Source organism: Saccharopolyspora dendranthemae, assembly GCF_007829955.1.
Taxonomy (GTDB): Bacteria; Actinomycetota; Actinomycetes; order Mycobacteriales; family Pseudonocardiaceae; genus Saccharopolyspora; species Saccharopolyspora dendranthemae.
On record NZ_VIWX01000001.1, the window covers coordinates 468,507 to 490,913 of the forward strand.

Sequence of the window (22,407 nt, forward strand, 5' to 3'; positions counted from 1 at the left end):
GTCGGCAGGGCGAGGTCACGGGGCCTCGTGGGGGTTGAGGGCGGTGTAGCCGAAGATGAGGCTCTGCCGGAACAGCGGGCGCTGGACCTCGGGGATGGCGGCGAGCATCTCGTCCTCGATCGCCTGGATCAGCTCGTCGCACCGACGCAGGATCTCCCGCCCGGCATCGGTGAGCGAGATCAGCAGCACCCGCCGGTTGGCGGGATCGCGGTGGCGCTGGATGTGCCCGTGATCCTCCAACCAGCGCACCATCTCGTTCATGGTCTGCGGCGTCACGAACGAGCGGCGGGCGAGCTGAGCCGAGCTGAGCCCGTCGCGCTGCCGCAGCGCGGTCAGCGCCGTGAACTGCAACGTGGTCAGTCCGTGCGGGCGCAGAGCCTCGTCCATCCGCGCCCGGATCGCCAGCTCCAGGCGCTTGACGAGGTAGAGGGTGCGCGGCTCGGCGTGGTGGTGGCTGGTCACCGCCCCATCATCGCGCACGCCCTCGGGGATCCGCTCGCGCCGCCCCTCCACCGGTCAGTCGTCGGTGTAGGCGGACAGGCCTGGGCGGTAGGACTTCTCGTCCAGGAACTGCGCCATGCCCTTCTCCCGACCGCCGGCGGCGTCCAGGAACTGGGACTGATCGAGCTTCGCGTACAGGTAGTCCTCGGCCTGCTCCCACGGCATGTCGCGGGCGACCTTGTACCCGGTCTTCGCGGCGCGCAGCACCACGGAGTTCATCGAGGCGAGCTTCAGCGCGAGCTCGCGGGTGCGCCCCCGCAGCCGGTCGGCGGGAACCGCTTCGTTGACCAGGCGCATCTCGGCGGCCCGTCGGCCGTCGAAGGTCTCGCCGGTCATGATGTAGTACAGCGCGTCGCGCTGGCTCACGGTCGCGGCCAGCGCGCGGGTGACCACGCCCCCGGGCGGGATTCCCCAGTTGATCTCCGACAGCCCGTACCGCGCGTCCTCGTCGGTGATCGCCAGGTCGCAGGCCACCAGCGGGGTGAAGGCCCCGCCGAAGCACCAGCCGTTGACCATCGCGATCGTCGGCTTGGACCAGTGGGCCAGCCGCTTCCACTGCCATTCGGCGCTGGCCCGGCGAACCCGGATCTGCAGCGACGGGTCGTCGGACTCGTCGACGTCGCGGAAGTACTCCTTCAAGTCCATGCCGGCGGACCAGGCCTCACCGGCGCCCGTGAGCACCAGGACCCGGCACCGCGGGTCGGCTTCGAGGGCGTCGAGGGTGCGCACCATCTCGTCGTTGAGCGCCGGGTTCATCGCGTTGCGCTTCTCGGGGCGGTTGAGCGTCACCCAAGCGATCCCCTCGTCGAACTCGACGAGAACGGTGTCTCCCCACGCTGTTCCATCGGGCATCGCGCACTCTCCTGCCATCAGGGTTCCTGATTGTTGGAGAAGATCGTGATCTCGCGAACGCCATCGCATCAAGGAGTTGTGATACGCGGCACCTTCCGATTGACAGGGTCCCTGTTGGCCATGAGCCGACCGGCCCGGTGGCCGAGCGCCGGGCCGGTCTTCGCGCTCAGCGGGCGGCGGCGTTCGCGACGGCGCGACCGGAGAGCACCTTCTGCGCGGCCTCCCAGCGATCGTCATCGCCCCGCCACGTCTCCAGAGCAGGACCGACCAGCGCGCGCCCGAACGAGTAGGTCAGCTCCCACGGCAGCGAACCGCAGTTCTGCATGGCGCCCAGGTGCCTGGTCGCCAGCTCCGGGCTCTGCCCGCCGGAGAGGAACGCGATGCCCGGCACGCCCGAGGGAACCGTCTCGCGCAGCGTGTCCACAGTGGTCTGCGCGGCGTCGTCTACCTCAGGCTGATCCGGGCAGTCCTTGCCCGCCACCACCATGTTGGGCTTGAGGACCATCTCGTCGAGCTTCACCTGCATCAGCGCGAGCTCGTCGAACAGCGCCCGCAGCACCACCCGCGTCACGTGCTGGCACTGGGCGAGCGAGTGGTCGCCGTCCATCAACACCTCGGGCTCGACGATCGGCACCAGTCCCCCCTCCTGGCAGAGACCGGCGTAGCGCGCGAGCCCGTGCACGTTGGCGCGCACCGCGCGCGCGGAGGGAAGGCCGTTGCCGATCGAGATCACCGCGCGCCACTTGGCGAAGCTCGCCCCCATGCTCACGTACTCGGCGACGCGCTCGCGCAGTCCGTCGAGCCCCTCCGTGACCTTCTCGCCCTCAGCCCCGGCGAGCGGCTTGGCCCCGGTGTCGACCTTGATCCCCGCCAGGATCCCGAAGTCCGCGAGGGCATCGGGGAAAGCGCGCCCGTCCGACAGCCGCTGGCGCAGGGTGTCGTCGGCCAGGATGATCCCGCTGATGGAATCGACCAGACCGGGCGTGGTCACGATCAGTTCGCGGTAGGTGCGCCGGTTCTCGTCCGTCGGCGCGACCCCGACACCTTCCAACCGGCTGGACATCGTGGAGATGCTCTCGTCGGCGGCGAGCACTCCTCGCCGGTCGGAGACGAGCGCGTGAGCGACTTCGGTCAAGGTAGCCATGTGTCGTTGCGCCTCCTAGCGCGCTGCGTTCGCACGAGAGCCATCGCGATCGACTCCTGGGAACCCGTTCGTCGTCGCGCGTTTCGTCCTCCGGCAGCCGTCTGCGGCTCTGCTGGAATCGCCAGGCTGCAACGAGCCCCGTTGCCGGTCAACGATTTCAGCACGAACAGGGGCGGTGGCGGCACGAACGGGTCCGGACCGCTCCCGGGCGGAAATGCTCGATCAAGACCATTGCACCGCGCGGTTCGTCGTGCGTATTCTGCAGTTGATCGCATGATTCACGGTATTTACCAACGCTTCTCGATCCTCCGCCCGGACGGCGCCGGCCCCTCCGAGCGCACGAAGCCGCACCCGTTCCGCTGCACGACGCCGATCCATCGGGACGCGGCGCAGTGCGCGGAACGGGTGCGGGGACGACGGAGTTCGCGTTCGCCGCGGCAGTCAGAGGCCCAGTGCCTCGGTGACGAACTTCGCGCGGCGACGGGACACCGGGACGATCCAGCCGTAGTTCTCGACGGTGAGCTCCAGCTCGCCGCCGTCCTTCCTGGTCACCTCGCGCACGCGGTTGAGGTTCACCAGGAAGCTCCGATGAACGCGGACGAACCCGCACTCAGCGTACTTGTCATCGATGTTGTCTATTCCGTCGGTCGCGCACCGGAATCGCCCGAGGTCGGTCCTGAGCCAGACCGCCCTCCCGACGGATTCGGCCACGATCACCTCGGCGATGTCGAACAGGACCTGACGGTCCCCTCGGATGCCGACCACCCGTCGAGTTTCGCCCACCGCATCCTCCTCCCCTAGCACAGTTCGCACAGCCACCAGGTCTCGCGACCTCGTCCGAGAGCCGAACCCGGCTCGCCGAGCAACAGGTCTTCGGCGACCGGACAACGATCCGGCCGCCGCGAGGACGGAGCCTCCGGCCGGGTGCGGCCTGCGCCCGCACCCGGCCGGAGGTCTCGTGCTTCACCCCACCACGCCGCGGACGGCGTGGGATGCGCCGATCAGTCGGGCAGCGCGAACACGATCAGCGCGCTGCCGTGGCCGGCGCCGAGCATGCCGGGGATGATCCCCTCGAGCCAGCCACCCCAACCCACGGGCACGGCGACGTACTGCTTGCCGTCGACGCTGTAGGTCATGGCGCTGCCGTGGTGACCGCTCCCGCACTGGAACTTCCAGAGCTCCTCGCCCGTGCGGGCGTCGAGCGCCAGGAACTCGCCCGTCGGGGTGCCGGCGAACACGACATCTCCCGCGGTGGCGAGAACGGACGCCGCCATCGGGTGCGGGTTGCGCCAGCGCCACTTCTCCTCGCCGTGGGAGTCGAACGCGCTGACCGACCCGGCCATGTTGTCGATGTCCACCTGGACGGCAGCACCCCAGTAGGGCATGCCCTCCTTGAACTCGCGGCGCCGCCGGGTCGCGGTGGCGCCGACGTCGGCGACCGGCACGTAGAACAAGTCCGTGCGCGGGCTGTAGGCGGCGTGCGTCCACTCCTTGGCACCGGCCGGGCCGGGGTAGAAGTGGACCGGCTCGCCTTCCTTGTCCGGGTACTTGCGCGGGGTCACCTTGCCGTCGCGGGTGATGGTGCCCCAGTCGATCCGGTCCACGAACGGGGTCACGTGCTGCAGTTCGCCGTTCGTGCGGTCGAGCACGAAGAAGTACCCGTTCTTGTCGAAGTGGCCGAGCAGCTTCTTCCCGTCCCTCTCGAACAGGGTCATCTCCATGGTGGAGTCGTAGTCCCAGAGGTCGTGCGGGGTGAACTGGTAGTGCCACTTGATCTCACCGGTGTCGACGTCGACCGCGACGACGCTGTCGGTGTAGAGGTTGTCGCCGGGGCGGATCGCACCGTCGAAGTCGGGAGCGGGGTTGCCCGTGCCCGCGTAGTACAGGTTGGTGTCCGGGTCGTAGGTGCCGGTGACCCAGTGGTTCGCGCCGCCGCGGGCCCACGCCTCGCCGTCCTCCGGCCAGGTCTCGGATCCCGGCTCGCCGGGCTTGGGCACCGTGTAGCAGCGCCAGCGCTGCTCACCGGTCTCCAGGTCCCAGCAGTCGATGTGGCCGCGAACGCCGAACTCGCCGCCGGCGCTGCCGGTGATGAGCGTGTCCTTGACCACCAGCGGTGCCAGCGAGGCGCTCTCGCCCGCGCGCACGTCGCCGATGGTCTTCTCCCAGACCTTCTTGCCCGAGGTGGCGTCGAGGGCCAGCAGGTGGGCGTTGGGGGTCACGAAGTAGACCTTGCCGTTGGCCACGGCGCAACCGCGGTTGACGTTGCCGCAGCACAGCGACACGTCGAAGGGCACCGCGTGCTTGTAGCGCCAGAGCTGCTCGCCGGTCTTGGCGTCCAGCGCCCAGAACCAGCCGTCCCAGCCGGTCACGTACATGACGCCGTCCACCACCAGCGGACAGGCCTCGAACGCGTAGGTCGAGGCACCTGCGATCTGGCCGGAGGTACCGGCCTGGAACATCCACACCGGTCCGAGCCGGTTGACGTTCTCGGTGTTGATCTGGTCCAGGAGGCTGTAGCGCTTCCCGTCGTAGTCACCGTAGTAGGTGATCCAGTTGTGGGATTCCGAACGCGCGTTGAGGATGCGCTCGTAGTCGATGTTGTCGGTGACCGCGGGAGCGCTTCCCGTGACTGCGCTCAGCGCTCCGTGGTCGATGGCGTCACCGGCGTCCACGTATTCGACTGTCATCGGTCAGGTCCTTTCTACCGGCGCGGCTGGTCGGGGCGGTCGAGACGGGCTTCCGGCGGCACTTCACCGAGCACGACGATGGCGGCGGTCAGACCACGGCCCTCGTCGTTGCCACCGGGCGAGCTGTACCAGTAGTAGCCGGGGCCATCGAGGTTGATCTTCGCCCGGCCCTTCGAGTGGTTCAGCAGCCACAGGAACTTCTTGTCGCCGTTGCTCGGCAGCAGGCAGGCGTGGGTGTTCTTGTCGTCGTTGATGACCGTGAGCTCGACGTCGCCACCGTGCGGCAGGACCAGGATCGCCGGGTCCCAGGCGATCTCGTCCTCCCTGATCCGGATCGTCGCTTCCATCGTGCCGTCGGGCCGCTCGGTGGCCCGCACGATGTTCCCGGTCCCCAGCACACGACCGATGGCCGCGTTGTTCTGCTCGCCCAATCCGAGTTCGTTCAGAAGGTCTTCGCGCTCCTGGGTTGACGTCATCGGACCTCACCTCCTCAGTTGGAATCCACTTCCGGATCCTTCGCGGAATTCGCGGTGAAACGCATTCCTGATTCCGCCGGTCGGGACGAAACCCAGTCGCTGACAACAATGCTCAACGTTCTGGGGTGAACTGCCCCTCCACAGGTACTTGGTGGCCGGCTCAACGGCGGTCCGAATCGTGATCGCCAGGCCCGAGTACCGATCGATTTAACCTGTGATACTCCGGAACTTTACGGTCCGAGAACACGTTCCGGAAGAGCTGACCGCTAACCCGCCCGACTGCACCGCTCGCCCGGAATCAGCTACCGCCCAACGGTGTTGGCGCTCGGAGAGATCCCGATGCGTTCGGTTCCATGCCTGGTCAGCGCGGTGTGACCGCGACTCCGCCGAACGGGTCGAATTCGGTTCCCAGGACAGGATTCCATCAGGCAGAAGCGTCTTGCGCACGATTCACCGGGGTGCGGAAGAGAACAGGAGGAATCCTTCGGCCGCGATGTGCGCGGCCGAAGGATTCCTCCTGATGCGATGTGCGGAATGAGTCAGCGGCGCTGAGGCATGCCGAGATTCATGACCTTGTCCCAGGACGCTGCGAAGTCGCGCGCGAACCTCTCGGGTTCCGCGGCGTAGAACTCGGAGATCGCGCGCAACTCGGGATGGGACCCGAAGACGAGATCGACGCGGCTCGCGCGCCACCGCGTTTCCCCGGTGGCGCGGTCACGTCCTTCGAAGGTGCCGCGTCGTCCCGCGTCCGCGAACCACTCGGTTCTCATGTCGAGGAGGTTGACGAAGAAGTCGTTGCTGAGCGTGCCCGGTCGGGTGGTGAGAACTCCCAGCGGTGATCCCCGGTGGTTGGCCTCGAGCACACGCAGGCCACCGACGAGCGCGGTCATCTCCGGCACGCTCAACCGCAGCTGGTTCGCGCGATCGATCAGCAGGTGCTCTGCTGGTAGCCGAGCCTTCTTGCCGACGTAGTTGCGGAATCCGTCGGCTTCGGGTTGTAGCGCGGTGAAGGAGTCGATGTCGGTGCAGTCCTGGGTGGCGTCGGTGCGTCCGGGGGTGAAGGGGACGGGTGTTCCGCCGTTGGCGTGTTCGATGGCGGTGCAGCCGGCGAGGACGATGAGGTCGGCGAGTGAGACCTGTGTTCCGGTGGTGTGTTCGGTGTTGAAGCGGTGCTGGATCGTTTCCAGGGCGGCCAGCACGGGGTGTGTGGTGTGGGGGTTGTTGATGTCCCAGTCGGTTTGGGGTTGCAGGCGGAGTCGGGCTCCGTTGGTGCCGCCGCGCTTGTCGCTGTCGCGGTAGGTCGCTGCCGAGGCCCAGGCCGTGAACACCAGGTGTGACGCGGGGATTCCCGTTTCCAGGATCCGGGTTTTGAGGTCGCGGATGTCGGTGTCGTTGATGAGGTCGTGGTCGCGGTCGGGCACTGGGTCCTGCCAGATCATCCGCTGCTGCGGGACGAGGGGGCCGAGGTAGCGGTGGCGGGGTCCCATGTCGATGTGGGTGAGTTTGAACCAGGCGTGGGCGAAGGCGTCGGCCAGTTGGTCGGGGTGGGCCAGGAAGCGGCGTGCGATCTTTTCGTAGGCCGGGTCCTCCTGCAGCGCCAGATCCGTGGTGAGCATCGTCGGCGTGTGCCGTTTCGAGGGGTCGTGGGCGTCCGGGACCGTGCCGTGGCCTTGCCCTTCACGCGGAACCCACTGCCACAACCCCGCCGGGCTGAGCTCCACGTCCCACTCGTAGGCGAACAACGTCTCCAAGAACGAGTTGTCCCACCGGGTCGGCGTCGGAGTCCAGATCCCCTCCAGCCCGGTCGAGATCGCGTCCGCTCCGCTGCCCGTTCCGAAGCTGTTGCCCCAGCCCAAACCCTGGGCCTCCAACCCCGCGCCCTCGGGACCGGCGGCCAAGTGACGAGCGGGATCGCCCGCGCCGTGGGTCTTGCCGAAGGTGTGCCCTCCCACGATGAGCGCGACGGTCTCCTCGTCGTTCATGGCCATCCGGCGGAACGTCTCGCGTATGGCGCGCCCGGCGGCGACCGGATCAGGCACCGTCGCCGGGCCCTGCGGATCCACGTAGATCAGCCCCATCTCGTCCGCCGCCAACGGCTCCTGGAGATCCCGCACACCGGTGTGGCGCTCATCGCCGAGCCAGGCCCGTTCCGGCCCCCAGTAGACGTCGGCGTCGGATTCCCAGGTCTCCACCCGGCCTCCGGCGAAACCCAAAGTGCGGAAGCCCATGGATTCCAGGGCGCGGTTGCCCGCGAAGATCATCAGGTCCGGCCAGGAGAGGCTGCGCCCGTACTTCTGCTTCACCGGCCACAGCAAACGCCGAGCCTTGTCCAGGTTCCGGTTGTCCGGCCAGCTGTTGGTCGGCGCGAACCGCTGCATCCCCGCTCCCGCACCACCGCGCCCGTCACCGATCCGGTATGTCCCCGCGCAGTGCCACGCCATCCGCAGCACCAGCGGACCGTAGTTCCCGAAATCCGCCGGCCACCACTCCTGCGAGGTGACCAGCACCCGGTCGATGTCGGCCGCCAGCTCGTCCAGGTCCAGCCGGGCGAACTCCGCCGCGTAGTCGAAGTCCGCCCCCAGCGGATTCGCCGCCGGGTGGTGCTTGGACAAGATTCCCAGGTCCAGGCGGTCCGGCCACCAATCGCGGGCGTCACCACCCGCAGCGGGTTGGTTCCGGGTGCGGGTGACGACCCTGCGCACGCTCTCGTCGTAGTTCCTGATGACCGCAACAGCGTCCGGGTTCTCCGGCACGACGACCTCCCTCCGAGCGCCCTCAGATGTCCAACGCCCGCCGCACCGCAGGAGCGTTGCGGCGGGACACCGGCACCATCGTGTTCCCCCCGTCATCCATCACCAGCGCCAACTCACCCTTGAAACCCCGCTCCACCTCGCGGACGCGGTCCAGGTTCACCACGTACTGCCGGTGCACCCGCAGGAACCCGGCGTCGCCCAGCTCCTTCTCCAGCTTGTCCAGGGCGGGCGTCGCCGCGCGCAACCGTCCCTGGTCGGTGGACAGCCACACGTCGTTGCCCTCGGATTCGGCGAAGGCCACCTCGGGTGCCCGCAGCAGCACCATCCGGTTCTCCCGGGTCGCCACGATCCGCGAGGACTGCGCCTGACCCGGGGAACCTCCCGCGCCGTCGGCGCGCGGCAGCTGCTCGCCCTCGGACACCCCGAACGACACGAGGTTGCCGACGAGGTTCCCTGCCAGGAACACCGGCCGGATGCTGATCGGGGTCGGATCGTCGGCGAGGTGGGTGAAGATCTGCGTGGACCCGACCCAGGACGGGTTGCGGGAAGCCTGCTTGACGGCGTAGCGCGCGGCCTTGATCAGCTCCGGCAGCCGCGGGTTCCACCGCACCGCCGGGTCGGGGGCCGGTGTCGAGCTCGGCACGCCCAGCAGGACGCTCGCCTTGTCGTCGGCGATCACGACGCGCCCGGCGGGGTCCAGCGCCGCCACCGACACGCCCGAGCGCGACCGCACGTGGTTGTAGGCGGCGACCAGTTCGCCCCCGGCGTCGCGGGCGCGACGCCGCAGCATGAACTGCGTCCTGCTGGCGGCGTTGCTCAGCCACGCTCCCGCCACCTTGGGCAGCTCGCTGCGCCAGCAGGAGATGTTGAGGACGGCAACCGGTTCCTTCGTCACCACGTCCCGCACGGCGACTCCCGCGCAGGTCCAGTCGTGGAACGCCTGGCACCAGTGCTCCGCGCCGCGGATCACCACCGGCGAGGTCGTCTCCAGCGCGGTGCCCATCCCGTTGGTCCCGGTGGCGCACTCCGACCAGCAGTACCAGGGCGCGAGGTTGGCCTTCGCGGCGAACGAGCGGGTCGCCTTGTCGCCCCACTCGGCCAGGACCCGCCCGGTGGCGTCGGCGATGGTCACGACACCGCCGATGTTGCTGACCTCCTCGACCACGGAGGCCGCGCGGAAACCCAGCTCGGCGAACACCACGTCGTGCTCCAGCGAGTGGTCGACGTCGGCTATGGCCACGGGCGCTTCGGTCAGCGACGGATCGACGCCGTACTGGTCGCGGCAGCGGTGCCAGGACAGCGCCACTTCAGGACGCACCCCGTGGACGTCGTCCTCCCCGCGCACGAAGCGTTCCCACACCTCGTACACCGTCGCCTTGCGCGGTTTGCGAGCCGGCAGGTCGAGCCGGTGCATGTCTGCCATCTGGGACCGCCTTTGGTCGACTCACGAAGCGGGCACGACCGCTCGGTGCTCACCTCGACCGCGGGACGAACCACGCCGCCGAGGTGTCGCGCACGGACCGCCGGCTCGCGGCGAGCACGCCACGAATCCCGAGGTCGCGGTGCACGTCAGGCTTCGCGCTCCGGCCTTCATGACCTCAGGCCGAAAGCTACGTCGTGCGAGATTTGCCGGGCAAGCAGTACGCGACGACCGCTGGCGAACGGCGCACGAGCGGCACCACCGCGACAACCAGCGGTCCTCCGGGGTCACCCGTCGACGAGCAGCGGGTGACGGGCGGACGGGTTCCCGACGAGCCTCCCGGTCGCTTCGAGCACCGACATCCACAGGTCCCCGTCCGGATCGACCTGGTTGCGCTTGCTGATGATCAGCGGCATCGGGACGTGCACGAACCGCCGCCGCCAGCGCACGACCGCCGTCTCCGTCCTGCCCGCCATGGCCGCGTGCACCGCGGCGTGGGCGAGTCGGAGGCAGTAGACGCTGTCGTAGGCGTTGGCGGTCACGCTCCGGATCGCGTAGCTGGGATCGATGTAGCGCACCGTGGGCGCCAGCCCCGCCGCGGTCAGGTGCGCGGTGAGGGTCTCCCGCAACAGCGTCCCGATGTCGCCGAGCTTGGCGTTGCCGGAGGCATCGGTCGCATCGCCCTCCAGCAGGCCGCGCTCGGCCAGCAGGTCCTGCCCCGCGCCTTCGGCGACCACGATCACCACGAAGCCCTTCGCGCGGACGTGCTGCTCGACCCTGGCCAGCAGCCCGTCATCACCTTCCAGCGCGAAGGGGACCTCCGGGATGAGGACGATGTCGGCGGCGTTGCGGGCCAGCGACGCGTAGCAGGCGATGAAGCCGGAATGCCTGCCCATCAGCTTCACGATGCCGATCCCGTCCGGGCTGGCAGCCGCCTCGATGGACACGGAGGAGATGAAGTTCGCCGCCTGCGCGAAGGCGCTTTGGAACCCGAAGGACTGGTCGGTGTAGGGCAGGTCGTTGTCGATCGTCTTGGGGACACCGATGACGGCGATGTCCAGATCACGGGCCCGGATGGCGGCCGCGAGGTGGGTCGCGGCGTTCATCCCCCCGTCACCCCCGATGACGAACAGGACGTTGATACCGCGCAGCAGCAGGCTGTCGACCATCTCGTCGGCGTCCTGCGCACCGCGCGAGCTGCCCAGGATCGTGCCGCCCGCGTTGTGGATGTCGCGCACGCGGTCCGGGGTGAGCTCGATGGTGTCGTCGCGGTGCTGGGCCGTCAGCCCGCGAAGTCCGTTGCGGAATCCCAGGATTCGCTCGACCCCGTACTGCGTGGTCAGCTCCTGCACCAGACCGCGGATCACGTCGTTGAGCCCGGGGCACAGCCCGCCGCAGGTGACGATGCCGGCGGTGACCCGGACCGGGTCGAAGTAGATCTTGCGTCGCGGCCCCGCGGCCTCGAAGCTCGGCAGCCGATCCGGTGGGAGGCCGTGCTCGGCGAGCATGGACACCGTGTCCTCCAGCAGGACCCGATCGCCCTCGGCCACGTAGTGCGGGGAGGTCCGCTTGGCGGCGAGCATCTCGGCCAGCGGTGAGTCGTGGTGGCACTCACCGAGGTGGCGAACGCGCAGGTCGTCCAGGTGCAGTGTCACCGGATCTCCTCACTGTCTGTGTCGGTGCTCGGCTCGGCAGGAAGGCCGGAACTCAGCCGCGGGCCACCGGGAGCGAGCCGAACGTGGTGTGCGTGACGCGGCGGACCTGGCCGCTGGAGATCAGCAGCGACTCCGCGGTCACGGTGCCGCCGGACTCGCGCGGTCTGCTCAGCAGCGACCCGCCGCTGACCCCGGTCGCGGCGAACAGCGCATCGCCGCCGACGAGCTCGTCACGGGTGAGCACGCGGTCGACGGACATGCCCGCCGCGCGGATCGCAGCAGCCTCGTCCTCGCGCTGCGGGGCGAGCCGGCCGAGCATGTCGCCGCCCAGAGCCCGCACCGCCGCAGCGGTCATCACGCCCTCGGGCGTGCCGCCGATGCCCAGGAGCAGATCGGCGTCCCCGTCCGGCAGCAGCACTTCGAGGCTGCCGCCGACGTCGCCTTCCGCGGGCGTGTGCACTGCCGCACCAGCGCGCAGCACGCGGGCGATCAGCTCCTGGTGCCGGGGCTTGTCCATGATGACCACGCGCAGGTCCCGGACGCGCTTGCCGAGGGCCAGGGCGACCCTCTTCAGGGTCTGCTCGGGCGGGTGGTCGAGATCGATGACGCCCTTGGCCTGCGGCGGCACCACGATCTTGTCCATGTAGAAGCCGGGACCGGGTGACCAGAGGGTGCCCGGCTCGGCGAAGGCGATGGTGGCCATCGCCCCGGGGTGGTTCTTGGCGCAGAACGAGGTGCCTTCGAGCGGGTCCACGGCGATGTCGAAGTCCGGGCCGCCACCGTCACCCACCACTTCGCCGTTGTAGAGCATCGGCGCCTCGTCCTTCTCCCCCTCACCGATGACGACCGTGCCGCGGCCGGCAGCACCGGCCAGGGCCTGGCGCATGGCCTCGGTCGCCGCGCCGTCGGCCGCTTCCTTGTCGTGCCGCCCCACCCAGGCGCGGCTGGCGAGCGCCGCGCTGTGCGTCGCGGCCAGCGCCGTTGATTCCAGGGTGTGGAGGTCGGTGCGAATGTGCATTGCGGTCCGCTGCATCTCGGGCTCCCTGCGTCGACCGTCGGCTGGTTCCCGGCTACGTCACTCGAGATTCGCGTGCAGGCGCCACAACTCGCGCGCCTGCGTGCCGCTCGACCTCCACAGCGCGTGGAACAGAGCGTCGCTGAGCAGCAGCACGGACTGCTCGAACAGGCTCCCCCCGTACTGCTCTGAGGCCTTGCCGTCGAAGTCCTGCTTGTCGGCCGCCGGGATCAGCAGCACCTCGGTCGCGATCTTGGCCAGCTCGGAGTCGGCGGCCGTGGTCAGCGCGACCACGTGCGCGCCCTCAGCGCGCGCCGTGTCGGCCGCCCGCACCACGCGCTTCGTGGTCCCGGACCCCGATGCGGCGACCAGGACGTCGCCCGGTCCGATCGCGGGCGTCGTCGTCTCCCCCACGACGTGCGCGGAGAGCCCGAGGTGCATGAAGCGCATCGCGGCCATCTGCAGGGCCAGGCCGCTGCGCCCGGAACCGACGGTGAACACCGCCGGGGCGTTGAGCAGCATCGCACCGGCACGCGTCCACGCGGCCGGGTGCACGGCTCTGCGCACCTGGTCCACCTCGCCGCTGATCGCCAGCGTCGCGTAGCTGAAGTGGGGCGGGTTCAACATGTCACCCGTGTTCTGATCAGCGGTGCCCGTTTCGGTCATCTGAGACACTCTCCACTGGTCGGTCGAACGTGTTCGTCGAGGAATCCAGTCGCCCGTCCGCATCGGTGACATCGCGGGGAACAGCGCTGGATCTCTCCCGTGGTGGCGAATCTGCTTTCACCGCAGTCGCATTCCGGGACGAATTCGGCGTTGGTGAGACTGCACGGGCCCGCACGTCCGGTCAACACGGCGGTCACGAACAGCGCCCCGGCGGGAACGAACGGCTCCGGAGACCGCGCAAACGGCCCGGCGTGTCCGTTCGCGCACGTCAGCGGGCATCTCCGCCAGCGCGCTCGTGCCGGAAACAGCCGCAGGTGACCGCCTTCTCAGCCGTTGGTGCCTCGATGGCGGCCGTTCGTTCCGGCGCCGTTGACCGGGATGTCGAAAACCCTGCACTGTCACAGGCCGTTGCCCGTTCCGGCTGCGGAACCGAACTGCGAATTCCTGAAATGCGCCGGGCACCAACAATTGAGGAGATTGCCGTGAAGCTTCAGGTTGCACTGGACGTCGCCCAACTCGACCAAGCGCTGACCCTGGCGCGCCAGACCGCCGAACACGTGGACATCCTCGAACTGGGCACGCCGCTGATCAAGGCCGAGGGGCTCGACGCGATCAAGGCGATCAAGGCCGCCCACCCGGACAAGCTCGTGTTCGCCGACATGAAGACCGCGGACGCGGGTGAGCTGGAGGCCGACCTCGCGTTCGCCGCGGGCGCCGATCTGGTGACCGTGATGGGCGCGGCCGACGACGACACCGTCCGCGGTGCTGTCGCCGCCGGCCGCAAGCACGGCAAGGACGTCGTCGCCGACATGATCACCGTGGTCGACGACCGCGTGGCCCGCATCCGCGAGGTGTCGAAGATGGGCGTCTCCTTCGTGGAGATCCACGCGGGGCTCGACGAGCAGGCCAAGCCCGGCTATTCGATCCAGGCGCTGCTGGACGACGGCCGCCAGGCCGGTGTCCCGTTCTCGATCGCCGGTGGCATCACGGGTGAGTCGATCGCCGCGGTCCAGGAAGCCGGCGCGACCGTCGCGGTCGCCGGTGGCGCGATCCGCAGCGCCCAGGACCCGGCCGCGGCGGCGAAGGCCCTCAAGAGCCTCATCCGCTGAGCCAGCCGAAACGGCTTCGCAGCGGGACTTTCGGCAACGGGTGTCCGGGGGCGCGCCTCCTGGCACCCGTTGCCGACGGATCTGCCACGGCAGGAAGGGATTTCGACATGATGAGCGACGTCAACGGCGGAGCGGAATTGCTCGAGGCGCAGCGCTGCTTGCTGCTGGACGCCGCGACCGTGATGCGGCGCCGGTACGCGCGCAGCGGGGAGGTCGTGATGTCTCCGAGCACGGCCGAGGCGCTCGCCACCGTCCTGGAAGGCATCGCGAGATCCGAACCCGCCCTGCAGAGGATCGACCGGGACGAAGCGATCGCGTTGGCGCACCGCCTCGTCGACGACGACCATCCCGAAACCTCGCGTTTGTGGCCTGCTTGACGGCCGCCCCCTCACGCAGAACACCGAGAGCATCAGGAGTGCGCGCCCATGACCGCCAACGACCTCACCTCCGGCCGTCGCGTGAGCGATGAGCTCGACCGGCTGACCACCGCACGCGTTCCTGGCGACTGGACCGAGTTGGATCAGCGCGCTGTGGACACCGCACGCGTGCTCGCCGCCGACGCGGTGGAGAACTGCGGCAGCGGCCACCCGGGCACCGCGATGAGCCTCGCGCCCGCCGCCTACGCCCTGTTCCAGCGCGTCATGCGCCATGACCCCACCGACCCCGAATGGATCGGCCGCGACCGCTTCGTGCTCTCGGCCGGGCACTCCAGCCTGACCCTGTACGTGCAGCTGTTCCTGTCCGGCTACGGCCTGGAACTCAACGACCTCAAGCAGCTGCGCAAGTGGGGCTCGCTGACCCCCGGCCACCCCGAGTACGGCCACACCAAGGGCGTGGAGACCACCACCGGCCCGCTCGGACAGGGACTGTCGACCGCCGTCGGCATGGCCATGGCCGCCCGCCGCGAACGCGGCCTGTTCGACCCCGAGGCCGCCCCGGGTGAGAGCCCGTTCGACCACCACATCTACGTGATCGCCTCCGACGGCGACATCGAAGAGGGCGTCACCTCCGAGGCCTCCTCGCTGGCCGGCGTGCAGCAGCTGGGCAACCTCACCGTCCTCTACGACGCCAACGAGATCTCCATCGAGGACAACACCGGCATCGCCCTGACCGAGGACACCGCCAAGCGCTACGAGTCCTACGGCTGGCAGGTCCTCACCGTCCACGGCGGCGAAGACGTCCAGGGCCTCCTGGAGGCCATCGAGTCGGCCAAGGCCGAGACCACGCGCCCGACCCTGATCGTGCTGCGCACCGTCATCGGCTACCCCGCGCCCACCAAGATGAACAGCGGCAAGGCCCACGGCGCCGCCCTCGGCGGCGACGAGGTCGCCGAGGTCAAGAAGGCACTCGGCTTCGACCCCGAGCAGTCCTTCGAGGTCAGCGACGAGGTCCTCACCCACGCCCGCGACATCATCACCCGCGGCAGGGCCTCGCGCGGGAGGTGGCAGATCGCGTTCGACGCCTGGGCCGCCGCGCACCCCGAGCGCAAGGCGCTGCTCGACCGGTTGCAGGCGCGCGAGCTCCCCGCGGGGTGGGCCGGCGGCCTGCCCAACTGGGAACCCGGGGAGAAGGACGTCGCCACCCGCAAGGCCTCCGCGGAAGTCCTGTCGTCGCTCGCCGATGCGCTGCCGGAGCTGTGGGGCGGTTCCGCCGACCTCGCCGAGAGCAACAACACGACGATGCGGGGCGCTGATTCCTTCGGCCCCGAGAGCATCTCCACCGAGACGTGGTCGGCCAACCCCTACGGCCGGACGCTGCACTTCGGCATCCGCGAACACGCGATGGGCGCCGTCCTCAACGGCATCGCCCTGCACGGCGGCACCCGCCCCTACGGCGGCACCTTCCTCGTGTTCAGCGACTACATGCGCCCTGCCGTCCGGCTCGCAGCGCTCATGCGCCTGCCGGTGGTCTACGTGTGGACGCACGACTCCATCGGGCTGGGCGAGGACGGCCCCACGCACCAGCCGATCGAGCACCTGTCGAGCTTGCGGGCGATCCCAGGCCTGGCGATCGTGCGCCCGGCGGACGCCAACGAGACCACCGCCGCGTGGAAGACGGTCCTGGAGAACCCGACCGGCCCCGCCGGCCTGGCGCTGACCCGCCAGGGCGTCCCGATCCTGGAGGGAGTCGATCCGGAGGGAGTCGGCCGCGGCGGTTACGTGCTCGCCGACGCGTCCTCGGGCGCGCCGGAAGTAGTGCTGATCGGGACCGGCTCCGAGGTGCAGCTGGCGGTGGCCGCCCGGCGCTCGCTCGAAGCCGACGGCATCCCGACCCGCGTCGTGTCGATGCCGTGCGTCGAGTGGTTCGACGCCCAGGACGAGGCCTACCGCGAGTCGGTGCTGCCCCCGTCGGTGCGCGCGAGGGTCGCCGTGGAGGCCGGCCTCGCCCAGCCGTGGCACCGCTTCGTCGGCGACGCGGGCGAGATCGTCTCGATCGAGCACTTCGGAGCCTCGGCCGACCACCTCACCCTCTACGCGGAGTACGGGATCACGGCCCGGGCAGTGGCAGAAGCAGCCACCCGCTCCCTCAAAGCCACCAGTCACACGTAAGGGTGAAACTCCTCGCCCTGTCCCAGTTTTAGTCCAAACCGAGCCATGATCATGTCCGAAATGTCGGCTCAGTTTGGACTAAAACTGGGACCGGGTGACTCCGCACCACCACGCGAGCCGATCCGCACACACCTCTAGAGGTCGAGGAGTTTGCGGGCTTCCTCTCGCATCTCGACCTTGCGGATCTTGCCCGTCACCGTCATCGGGAAATCATCCACCACGTGCACATAACGCGGAATCTTGTAATGCGCCAACTTGCCCGCGCAGAACTCCCGCAACGCCTCCGCGGTCAACACCTCAGCACCCGACCGCAACCGCACCCACGCCATCAACTCCTCCCCGTAGCGCGCATCCGGAACCCCGATCACCTGCGCGTCCAACACATCCGGATGCGTGTACAGGAACTCCTCGATCTCCCGCGGATACACGTTCTCCCCACCACGGATCACCATGTCCTTGATCCGCCCGGTGATAGACACATACCCCTCGTCATCCATCACCGCCAAATCCCCCGTGTGCATCCACCGCGCCGCATCGATCACCTCAGCCGTCTTGTCCGGCTGCTCCCAATACCCCAACATCACCGAATACCCCCGCGTGCACAACTCCCCCGCCTCACCCCGCGGCACCGTCAACCCCGACACCGGATCCACCACCTTCACCTCCAGGTGCGGACCCACACGCCCCACCGTCGACACCCGCCGCTGCACCGAATCATCCGCACGCGTCTGCGTCGACACCGGAGACGTCTCCGTCATCCCATAACAAATCGCCACCTCCGACATCCCCATCCGATCGATGACCTGCTTCATCACCTCCACCGGACACGGCGAACCCGCCATGATCCCCGTCCGCAACGACGACAGGTCGAACGAACCGAAATCCGGATGATCCAACTCCGCGATGAACATCGTCGGCACCCCGTACAACGACGTGCACCGCTCCTGCGCCACAGCCCGCAACGCCACCCCCGGATCAAACCCCTCCGACGGAATCACCATCGCCGAACCATGACTCGTGCACGCCAAATTCCCCATCACCATCCCGAAGCAGTGATAGAACGGCGGCACGATCGCCACCCGATCCCCCTCCCCATAACCACACAACTCCCCCACGAAAAACCCGTTGTTCAAAATATTGTGATGCGACAACGTCGCACCCTTCGGAAAACCCGTCGTCCCCGACGTGTACTGAATGTTGATCGCATCATCAGCCGACAACCGGATCTCGCCCAGACGATCGGAATCGGCGGCGGTGCCGGCCAACGCCTCCCATTCCGGGGAATCCAGGAACACCACGCGTTCCAGGCCCGGGCACCCACCCCGCACCTGCTCCACGATTCCCACGTAGTCGGAGCCCTTGAACGACTGCGCGGACACCAGCATCCGCACACCCGCCTGCTGGAGCACGAACTCCAACTCGTGCGCCCGGTACGCGGGATTGATGTTGACCAGGATCGCGCCGACCCGCGCGGTCGCGTACTGCGTCAACGTCCACTCGGCACGGTTCGGCGCCCACACGCCGACCCGATCGCCCTGGGTGATGCCCGCGTCCAGCAGCCCGGTCGCCACCGAATCCACCGCCGCGACGAACTCGCGGTAGGTCCATCGCCGGCCCGTGGAGAAGTCAACGAGCGCGTCATGATCGGGAAAGCGCGCCGCCGTCCGGTCCAGGTTCGCGCCGATGGTGTCACCCAGCAACGGCACATCGGACACACCGGAGGCGTAGGACATCTCGACCGCAGGCACGATTTCCTCCAAGCAGGTGGGGCGAGTTCGTGCCCGCACACTGTAGGGATCGCGACCGCGACGCATTACCCCCGGATTGGGGTAGGTCCCGGGCTCACGGCAGCAGCCAGGCCGACCGGGCCCGCACGACGGCCTCGTGCCGGGTGTGCGCACCCAGCCTGCGCATCGCGGTCCGCAGGTAGGCCTTGACGGTCTCGGGCGAGAGCGAAAGCCGTTCCGCCACCTCGGCGTTGGTGCAGCCGAGCGCCACCTGCGAGAGCACGTCGATCTCCCGCCGCGACAGCCGGAACTCCGGCACCGGCGCGGTCTGGCCAGACCTCAGATCCGTGAGCCGCTGCGCGACCTCGTACATCCGGGTCCGCAAGTCGTCGTCCTCCACCGAACCGGCGATCGCGCACAGCTCGGAGTGCACCGACCGCAGCTCTTCGAGCTTGGCCACGTCCGGCACGTCGGCTCGCTGGGTGGTCGCGATCGCCTCGGCCATCGACAGCCGCCGGTCCACCTCGTCCCGCACAGCCAGCTCGTCAGCAAGTCGCTGACCAGCACTGATAAGGGAATCCCTGGTGCGGTCGCCGACCGCGACGCGCTGCCGGATGGCGCCGTAGAGCACGGCGCGGCACTGCCCGCGCACCCGCACCGGGACGGCGAGCACCGCCGACAGCCGCTCGGCCATCACCGGGCCGTCGTAGTCGTGGGTGATGTGCCGGGCGGTGCCGTAGTCGACGACGCCGATCGGCCTGCCGGACGCGAGCGCCTGGCCGCCGACTCCCCGCCCCTCGTGAACTTCCAGGTTCCGCAGGCAGTTGGTCAGGGTTCCGAAGTACTCGGTGAGCCGGACGCTGGTGCTGGTGACCTCGCCGCCGAAGGCGACCGGGAAGTCCAGTTCCGCTGACACCGCGCGCAATTGGGCGCGCAGCGCATCGCGGTCGTCGGGTCGCAGCCGCGCTTCGGAGCCCGACTGGATCTCGGGTCTCCGCGTCGCGGCGCCGTTGCCGCTTCCGGCCATAGTGTCCGTCCTCCATCGGCTGATCGGCGCGTTCCGGTTCGCGTCGAAGACACCGCCACTCGATCGTGGCATTGAGTTGCAAGACTATACCGACCATTTGGTCTCTGAACCGATTCGCATCTGGCACGGCACGCCGCGCTACCCACTTACGGGGGCGTCCGATTGAGTGGTTCTGCGATCACCTTTCGTAACAGATCGATCACCCTGCTCCAGCGCTCGATCCGCTGACCACCAGCGATTCCGTTCGCGGTGGCCGGGCACCGTCCGTCACGCCCGGAACACCCTTCTTCGGGGGTATTGGAAGCGGAATCCGGTCCTGCAACATGTCTCGCCAACCGACTCACTCCGGCGAGTGCCGGACCTGAAACCCGCAGTCACAACGATGGTTCCCGAACCTCGCGACGCTTCCGAACTGACGAGCCCGTCGAAAGGTTGAACCCATGCGAACCAGTCGCACGGACACCGACTCCACCACGACAGGCGGTGCCAACGCTCCGAGCAGGCGCCGCTTCCTCGGATACCTGCTGGCGGCACCGACCCTGGTGGCCGCGGCCGAACTCGGCGGCGGATCCGTCTTCGGCACCCCCGAGGCGGCAGCCGAAACCGGCGGCGGCATTCCGCCCACACCGCAGGTCGCCGACCACGTCGACCTCACCGACGGCCTGGTCTACGCAGCGCGCCCCACCGGCAACCTGATCGCCGTGCAGATGAACGAGGACGGCTCGGCGTCGTTCGCGATGAACCGCACCGAGGTCGGCCAGGGCTTGAGCACCGCGATCGGCATGCTGATCGCCGAAGAGCTGGAACTGCCCCTGGAGAAGGTGCACGTCACGCTCGCCGACGCCCGGCCGGAGCTGGTGTTCAACCAGCTCACCGGCGGTTCGGCGTCGATCAGCGCGTTGTACTGGCCGGTGCGCACGGCGGCCGCGATCGCCAAGGGCCGGCTGCTGGAGGCCGCGAGCCACGTGCTCGGTGAGCAGGTCGACCTGCTCACGGCCAAGGCCGGCTCGATCACCTCCGCTGCGGGCAACGTCCTGTCCTACGCCGACCTCGTCCACAAGGCGGCCAGCGACAAGACGACCGAGATCGAGGTCAACCTCAAGCCGGAGTCGGAGTTCAAGGTCGTCGGCAAGCCGACCAGGCGCACCGACGCGCTCGACGCGGTGACCGGCCGCAAGCAGTTCACCACGGACCTGCAGGTCCCCGACGCGAAGCCGACCATGGTGTGCCGGCCGCCGACGATCAACGGCACCGTGCGGAAGGTGAACAACCTCGACCAGGTGCGCACGATGCCGGGCGTCACCGACGTCGTGCAGATCAGCAGCGGCGTCGCTGTGCGCGGCGAGACGTTCGGCCAGTGCATCGACGCGGTCAACGCGCTCGACGTGGACTGGGGCCCGGGTCCGGTGGACCACGAGTCCGACGCGACGGTCGAGCAGCAGCTGAAGGCCGCGACGCCACCGGCGGTCATCCCGCCGACACCGGCGACCCAGACCCTGGAGCGGCAGTACACCTTCGGCTTCGTCAACGGCAGCGCGCTCGGTGTCAACTCCGCGATCGCCGACGTCCGGCCCGACCGGGCCGAGATCTGGTCCACCGTGAAGGTTCCGATCGTCGCGCAGGCGACCATCGCCCAGGAGCTGGGGCTGACCCAGCCGCAGGTGACCGTGCACGTGGTCCCCGGCGGCGGTTCGTTCGGGCGGTGCCTGTTCCACGACGCCGCCTCCGAGGCCGCGGAGATCTCCCAGAAGGTCGGCAAGCCGGTCAAGCTCATGTGGCACCGCGCCGACGACTGCAGGCAGGGCCGGGTCCACCCGATGTCGGTCGGCACCATCCGGGCGTCGTTCACCGACGACGTGATCAGCCTGGAGCAGCACCTCGCGGGCGTGCGCACCGACTTCAGCCACGGCTTCGGTGAAGCGCTCACCTCGGTGGCGAACCGCTTGCCCTTGGGCAACTACACCGTCTCCGAGGTCATCTTCACGCTGACCACGCCGTCGCTGTACAACTTCGGCGTCACCAAGACCTTGCTGACCGAGACCCACCAGTCGACGGCCAACAACCAGAAGCGCGGCGGTTTCAACACCGGCAGCACGCGCAACGTCTACTCGCCGGACGTCGCGACCACGCGGGAGCTGTTCGTCGACGAGCTCGCCGAGAAGATGGGCATGAACCCGTACGACTTCCGGCGCAAGTACGTCAAGAACGAGAACCTGCTGAAGGTCCTGGACAAGGCCGCCGAGGTCGGCGGGTGGGGTCAGCCCACGCCGGACGGCGTCGGGCACGGGATCGCCCTGCACCACGAGTACAAGAACTCGATGGCGTGCTTCGTGGAGATCGACTGCCGCCCGGAGACGGTCAACCGGCCGGTGCGGGACGGGGTCACGGGCCCGAGGGTGACGCGCGGTGTGCTCGTCACGATCCCCGGGCACGTCGTGGTGAACCCGCTCGGGCTGGAAGCGATGATGCAGGGCGGTTTCATCGACGGCCTCGCCCAGGCGCTCACCGCCAGCGTCCACTTGAACGAGGGGCGCATCGCCGAAGCGAGCTGGGACAACTTCTTCTACTGCAGGCAGTGGAACCTGCCGTTCGAGTTCACACCGGTGATCCTGCCCGCCGAGGAGAGCGAGATGCCCTCCGGTGGCGGGGAGATGGGTGTGGCGCCCGCGTTCGCGGCCACGGCCTGCGCCTACCGCGCGGCCACCGGCAAGACGCCGACGTACTTCCCGATCAACCACAACGATCCGCTGGCGTTCGAGCCCTACCCGCACGTCCCACCGCTGCCGCCGTCGCCGACCAACGGCCTCGACCACACCTACTGAGGAG

At 68.8% G+C, this 22,407-nt stretch carries 17 protein-coding genes; 4 read left to right on the plus strand and 13 right to left on the minus strand.

What is annotated here, in order from left to right; all coding sequences use genetic code 11:
* Positions 1-15: 15 nt before the first annotated feature.
* From FHU35_RS02030 to hxlB, 11 genes are all read right to left on the minus strand, one after another.
* Positions 16-462: a MarR family winged helix-turn-helix transcriptional regulator gene (locus FHU35_RS02030; protein ID WP_246110020.1), complete on the minus strand. Its 447-nt coding sequence runs from the start codon at positions 460-462 to the stop codon at positions 16-18.
* 54 nt (positions 463-516) lie between these two features.
* Positions 517-1,353 (minus strand): p-hydroxycinnamoyl CoA hydratase/lyase, encoded by an 837-nt coding sequence (locus FHU35_RS02035; protein WP_186459221.1) that lies wholly within the window; start codon positions 1,351-1,353, stop codon positions 517-519.
* A gap of 166 nt (positions 1,354-1,519) precedes the next feature.
* Complete coding sequence (locus tag FHU35_RS02040) at positions 1,520-2,497, minus strand: class I fructose-bisphosphate aldolase (RefSeq protein WP_145736124.1); 978 nt, start codon at positions 2,495-2,497, stop codon at positions 1,520-1,522.
* A gap of 441 nt (positions 2,498-2,938) precedes the next feature.
* On the minus strand, positions 2,939-3,280 hold the full coding sequence (locus FHU35_RS02045; protein ID WP_186459222.1) for a LytTR family DNA-binding domain-containing protein: 342 nt from the start codon (positions 3,278-3,280) through the stop codon (positions 2,939-2,941).
* A 218-nt stretch (positions 3,281-3,498) separates the two neighbouring features.
* Positions 3,499-5,184 (minus strand): PQQ-dependent dehydrogenase, methanol/ethanol family, encoded by a 1,686-nt coding sequence (locus tag FHU35_RS02050; protein ID WP_145736130.1) that lies wholly within the window; start codon positions 5,182-5,184, stop codon positions 3,499-3,501.
* A 14-nt stretch (positions 5,185-5,198) separates the two neighbouring features.
* Positions 5,199-5,660 carry an MSMEG_3727 family PQQ-associated protein gene (locus FHU35_RS02055; RefSeq protein WP_145736132.1) on the minus strand — a complete coding sequence of 154 codons (462 nt, stop codon included), beginning with the start codon at positions 5,658-5,660 and terminating at the stop codon, positions 5,199-5,201.
* Positions 5,661-6,199: 539 nt separating this feature from the next.
* Positions 6,200-8,413 carry a catalase/peroxidase HPI gene (gene katG / locus FHU35_RS02060; protein ID WP_425474090.1) on the minus strand — a complete coding sequence of 738 codons (2,214 nt, stop codon included), beginning with the start codon at positions 8,411-8,413 and terminating at the stop codon, positions 6,200-6,202.
* A gap of 22 nt (positions 8,414-8,435) precedes the next feature.
* Complete coding sequence (locus FHU35_RS02065) at positions 8,436-9,836, minus strand: DNA-binding protein (protein WP_145736137.1); 1,401 nt, start codon at positions 9,834-9,836, stop codon at positions 8,436-8,438.
* Positions 9,837-10,120: 284 nt separating this feature from the next.
* On the minus strand, positions 10,121-11,488 hold the full coding sequence (locus FHU35_RS02070; protein WP_145736140.1) for an ATP-dependent 6-phosphofructokinase: 1,368 nt from the start codon (positions 11,486-11,488) through the stop codon (positions 10,121-10,123).
* Between the two features lie 52 nt (positions 11,489-11,540).
* On the minus strand, positions 11,541-12,521 hold the full coding sequence (gene glpX / locus FHU35_RS02075) for a class II fructose-bisphosphatase (RefSeq protein WP_145736142.1): 981 nt from the start codon (positions 12,519-12,521) through the stop codon (positions 11,541-11,543).
* Positions 12,522-12,563: 42 nt separating this feature from the next.
* On the minus strand, positions 12,564-13,169 hold the full coding sequence (hxlB, locus tag FHU35_RS02080; protein ID WP_145736144.1) for a 6-phospho-3-hexuloisomerase: 606 nt from the start codon (positions 13,167-13,169) through the stop codon (positions 12,564-12,566).
* A gap of 482 nt (positions 13,170-13,651) precedes the next feature.
* Here hxlB and hxlA point away from each other — a divergent pair, with 482 nt between their 5' ends.
* The 3 genes from hxlA (at position 13,652) to tkt (ending at position 16,827) form a co-directional block, all read left to right on the plus strand.
* Positions 13,652-14,278: a 3-hexulose-6-phosphate synthase gene (hxlA, locus tag FHU35_RS02085; protein ID WP_222429260.1), complete on the plus strand. Its 627-nt coding sequence runs from the start codon at positions 13,652-13,654 to the stop codon at positions 14,276-14,278.
* A gap of 110 nt (positions 14,279-14,388) precedes the next feature.
* Positions 14,389-14,655, plus strand: a complete 267-nt coding sequence (locus FHU35_RS02090) for a hypothetical protein (RefSeq protein ID WP_145736146.1) — start codon at positions 14,389-14,391, stop codon at positions 14,653-14,655.
* A 48-nt stretch (positions 14,656-14,703) separates the two neighbouring features.
* Positions 14,704-16,827 (plus strand): transketolase, encoded by a 2,124-nt coding sequence (gene tkt, locus FHU35_RS02095; protein ID WP_186459223.1) that lies wholly within the window; start codon positions 14,704-14,706, stop codon positions 16,825-16,827.
* Positions 16,828-16,961: 134 nt separating this feature from the next.
* On the opposite strand, the gene FHU35_RS02100 is transcribed toward tkt, so the two are convergent.
* Together FHU35_RS02100 and FHU35_RS02105 are read right to left on the minus strand one after the other, a co-directional pair.
* Positions 16,962-18,560, minus strand: coding sequence for an AMP-binding protein (locus FHU35_RS02100; protein WP_186459322.1), 1,599 nt, complete (start codon positions 18,558-18,560; stop codon positions 16,962-16,964).
* 109 nt (positions 18,561-18,669) lie between these two features.
* The gene (locus tag FHU35_RS02105; RefSeq protein WP_145736150.1) at positions 18,670-19,581 is read right to left on the minus strand and encodes a helix-turn-helix transcriptional regulator; all 912 of its coding nucleotides are present in this window, start codon (positions 19,579-19,581) and stop codon (positions 18,670-18,672) included.
* A 440-nt stretch (positions 19,582-20,021) separates the two neighbouring features.
* Here FHU35_RS02105 and FHU35_RS02110 point away from each other — a divergent pair, with 440 nt between their 5' ends.
* Positions 20,022-22,403, plus strand: a complete 2,382-nt coding sequence (locus FHU35_RS02110; RefSeq protein ID WP_145736152.1) for a molybdopterin cofactor-binding domain-containing protein — start codon at positions 20,022-20,024, stop codon at positions 22,401-22,403.
* Positions 22,404-22,407 lie beyond the last annotated feature (4 nt).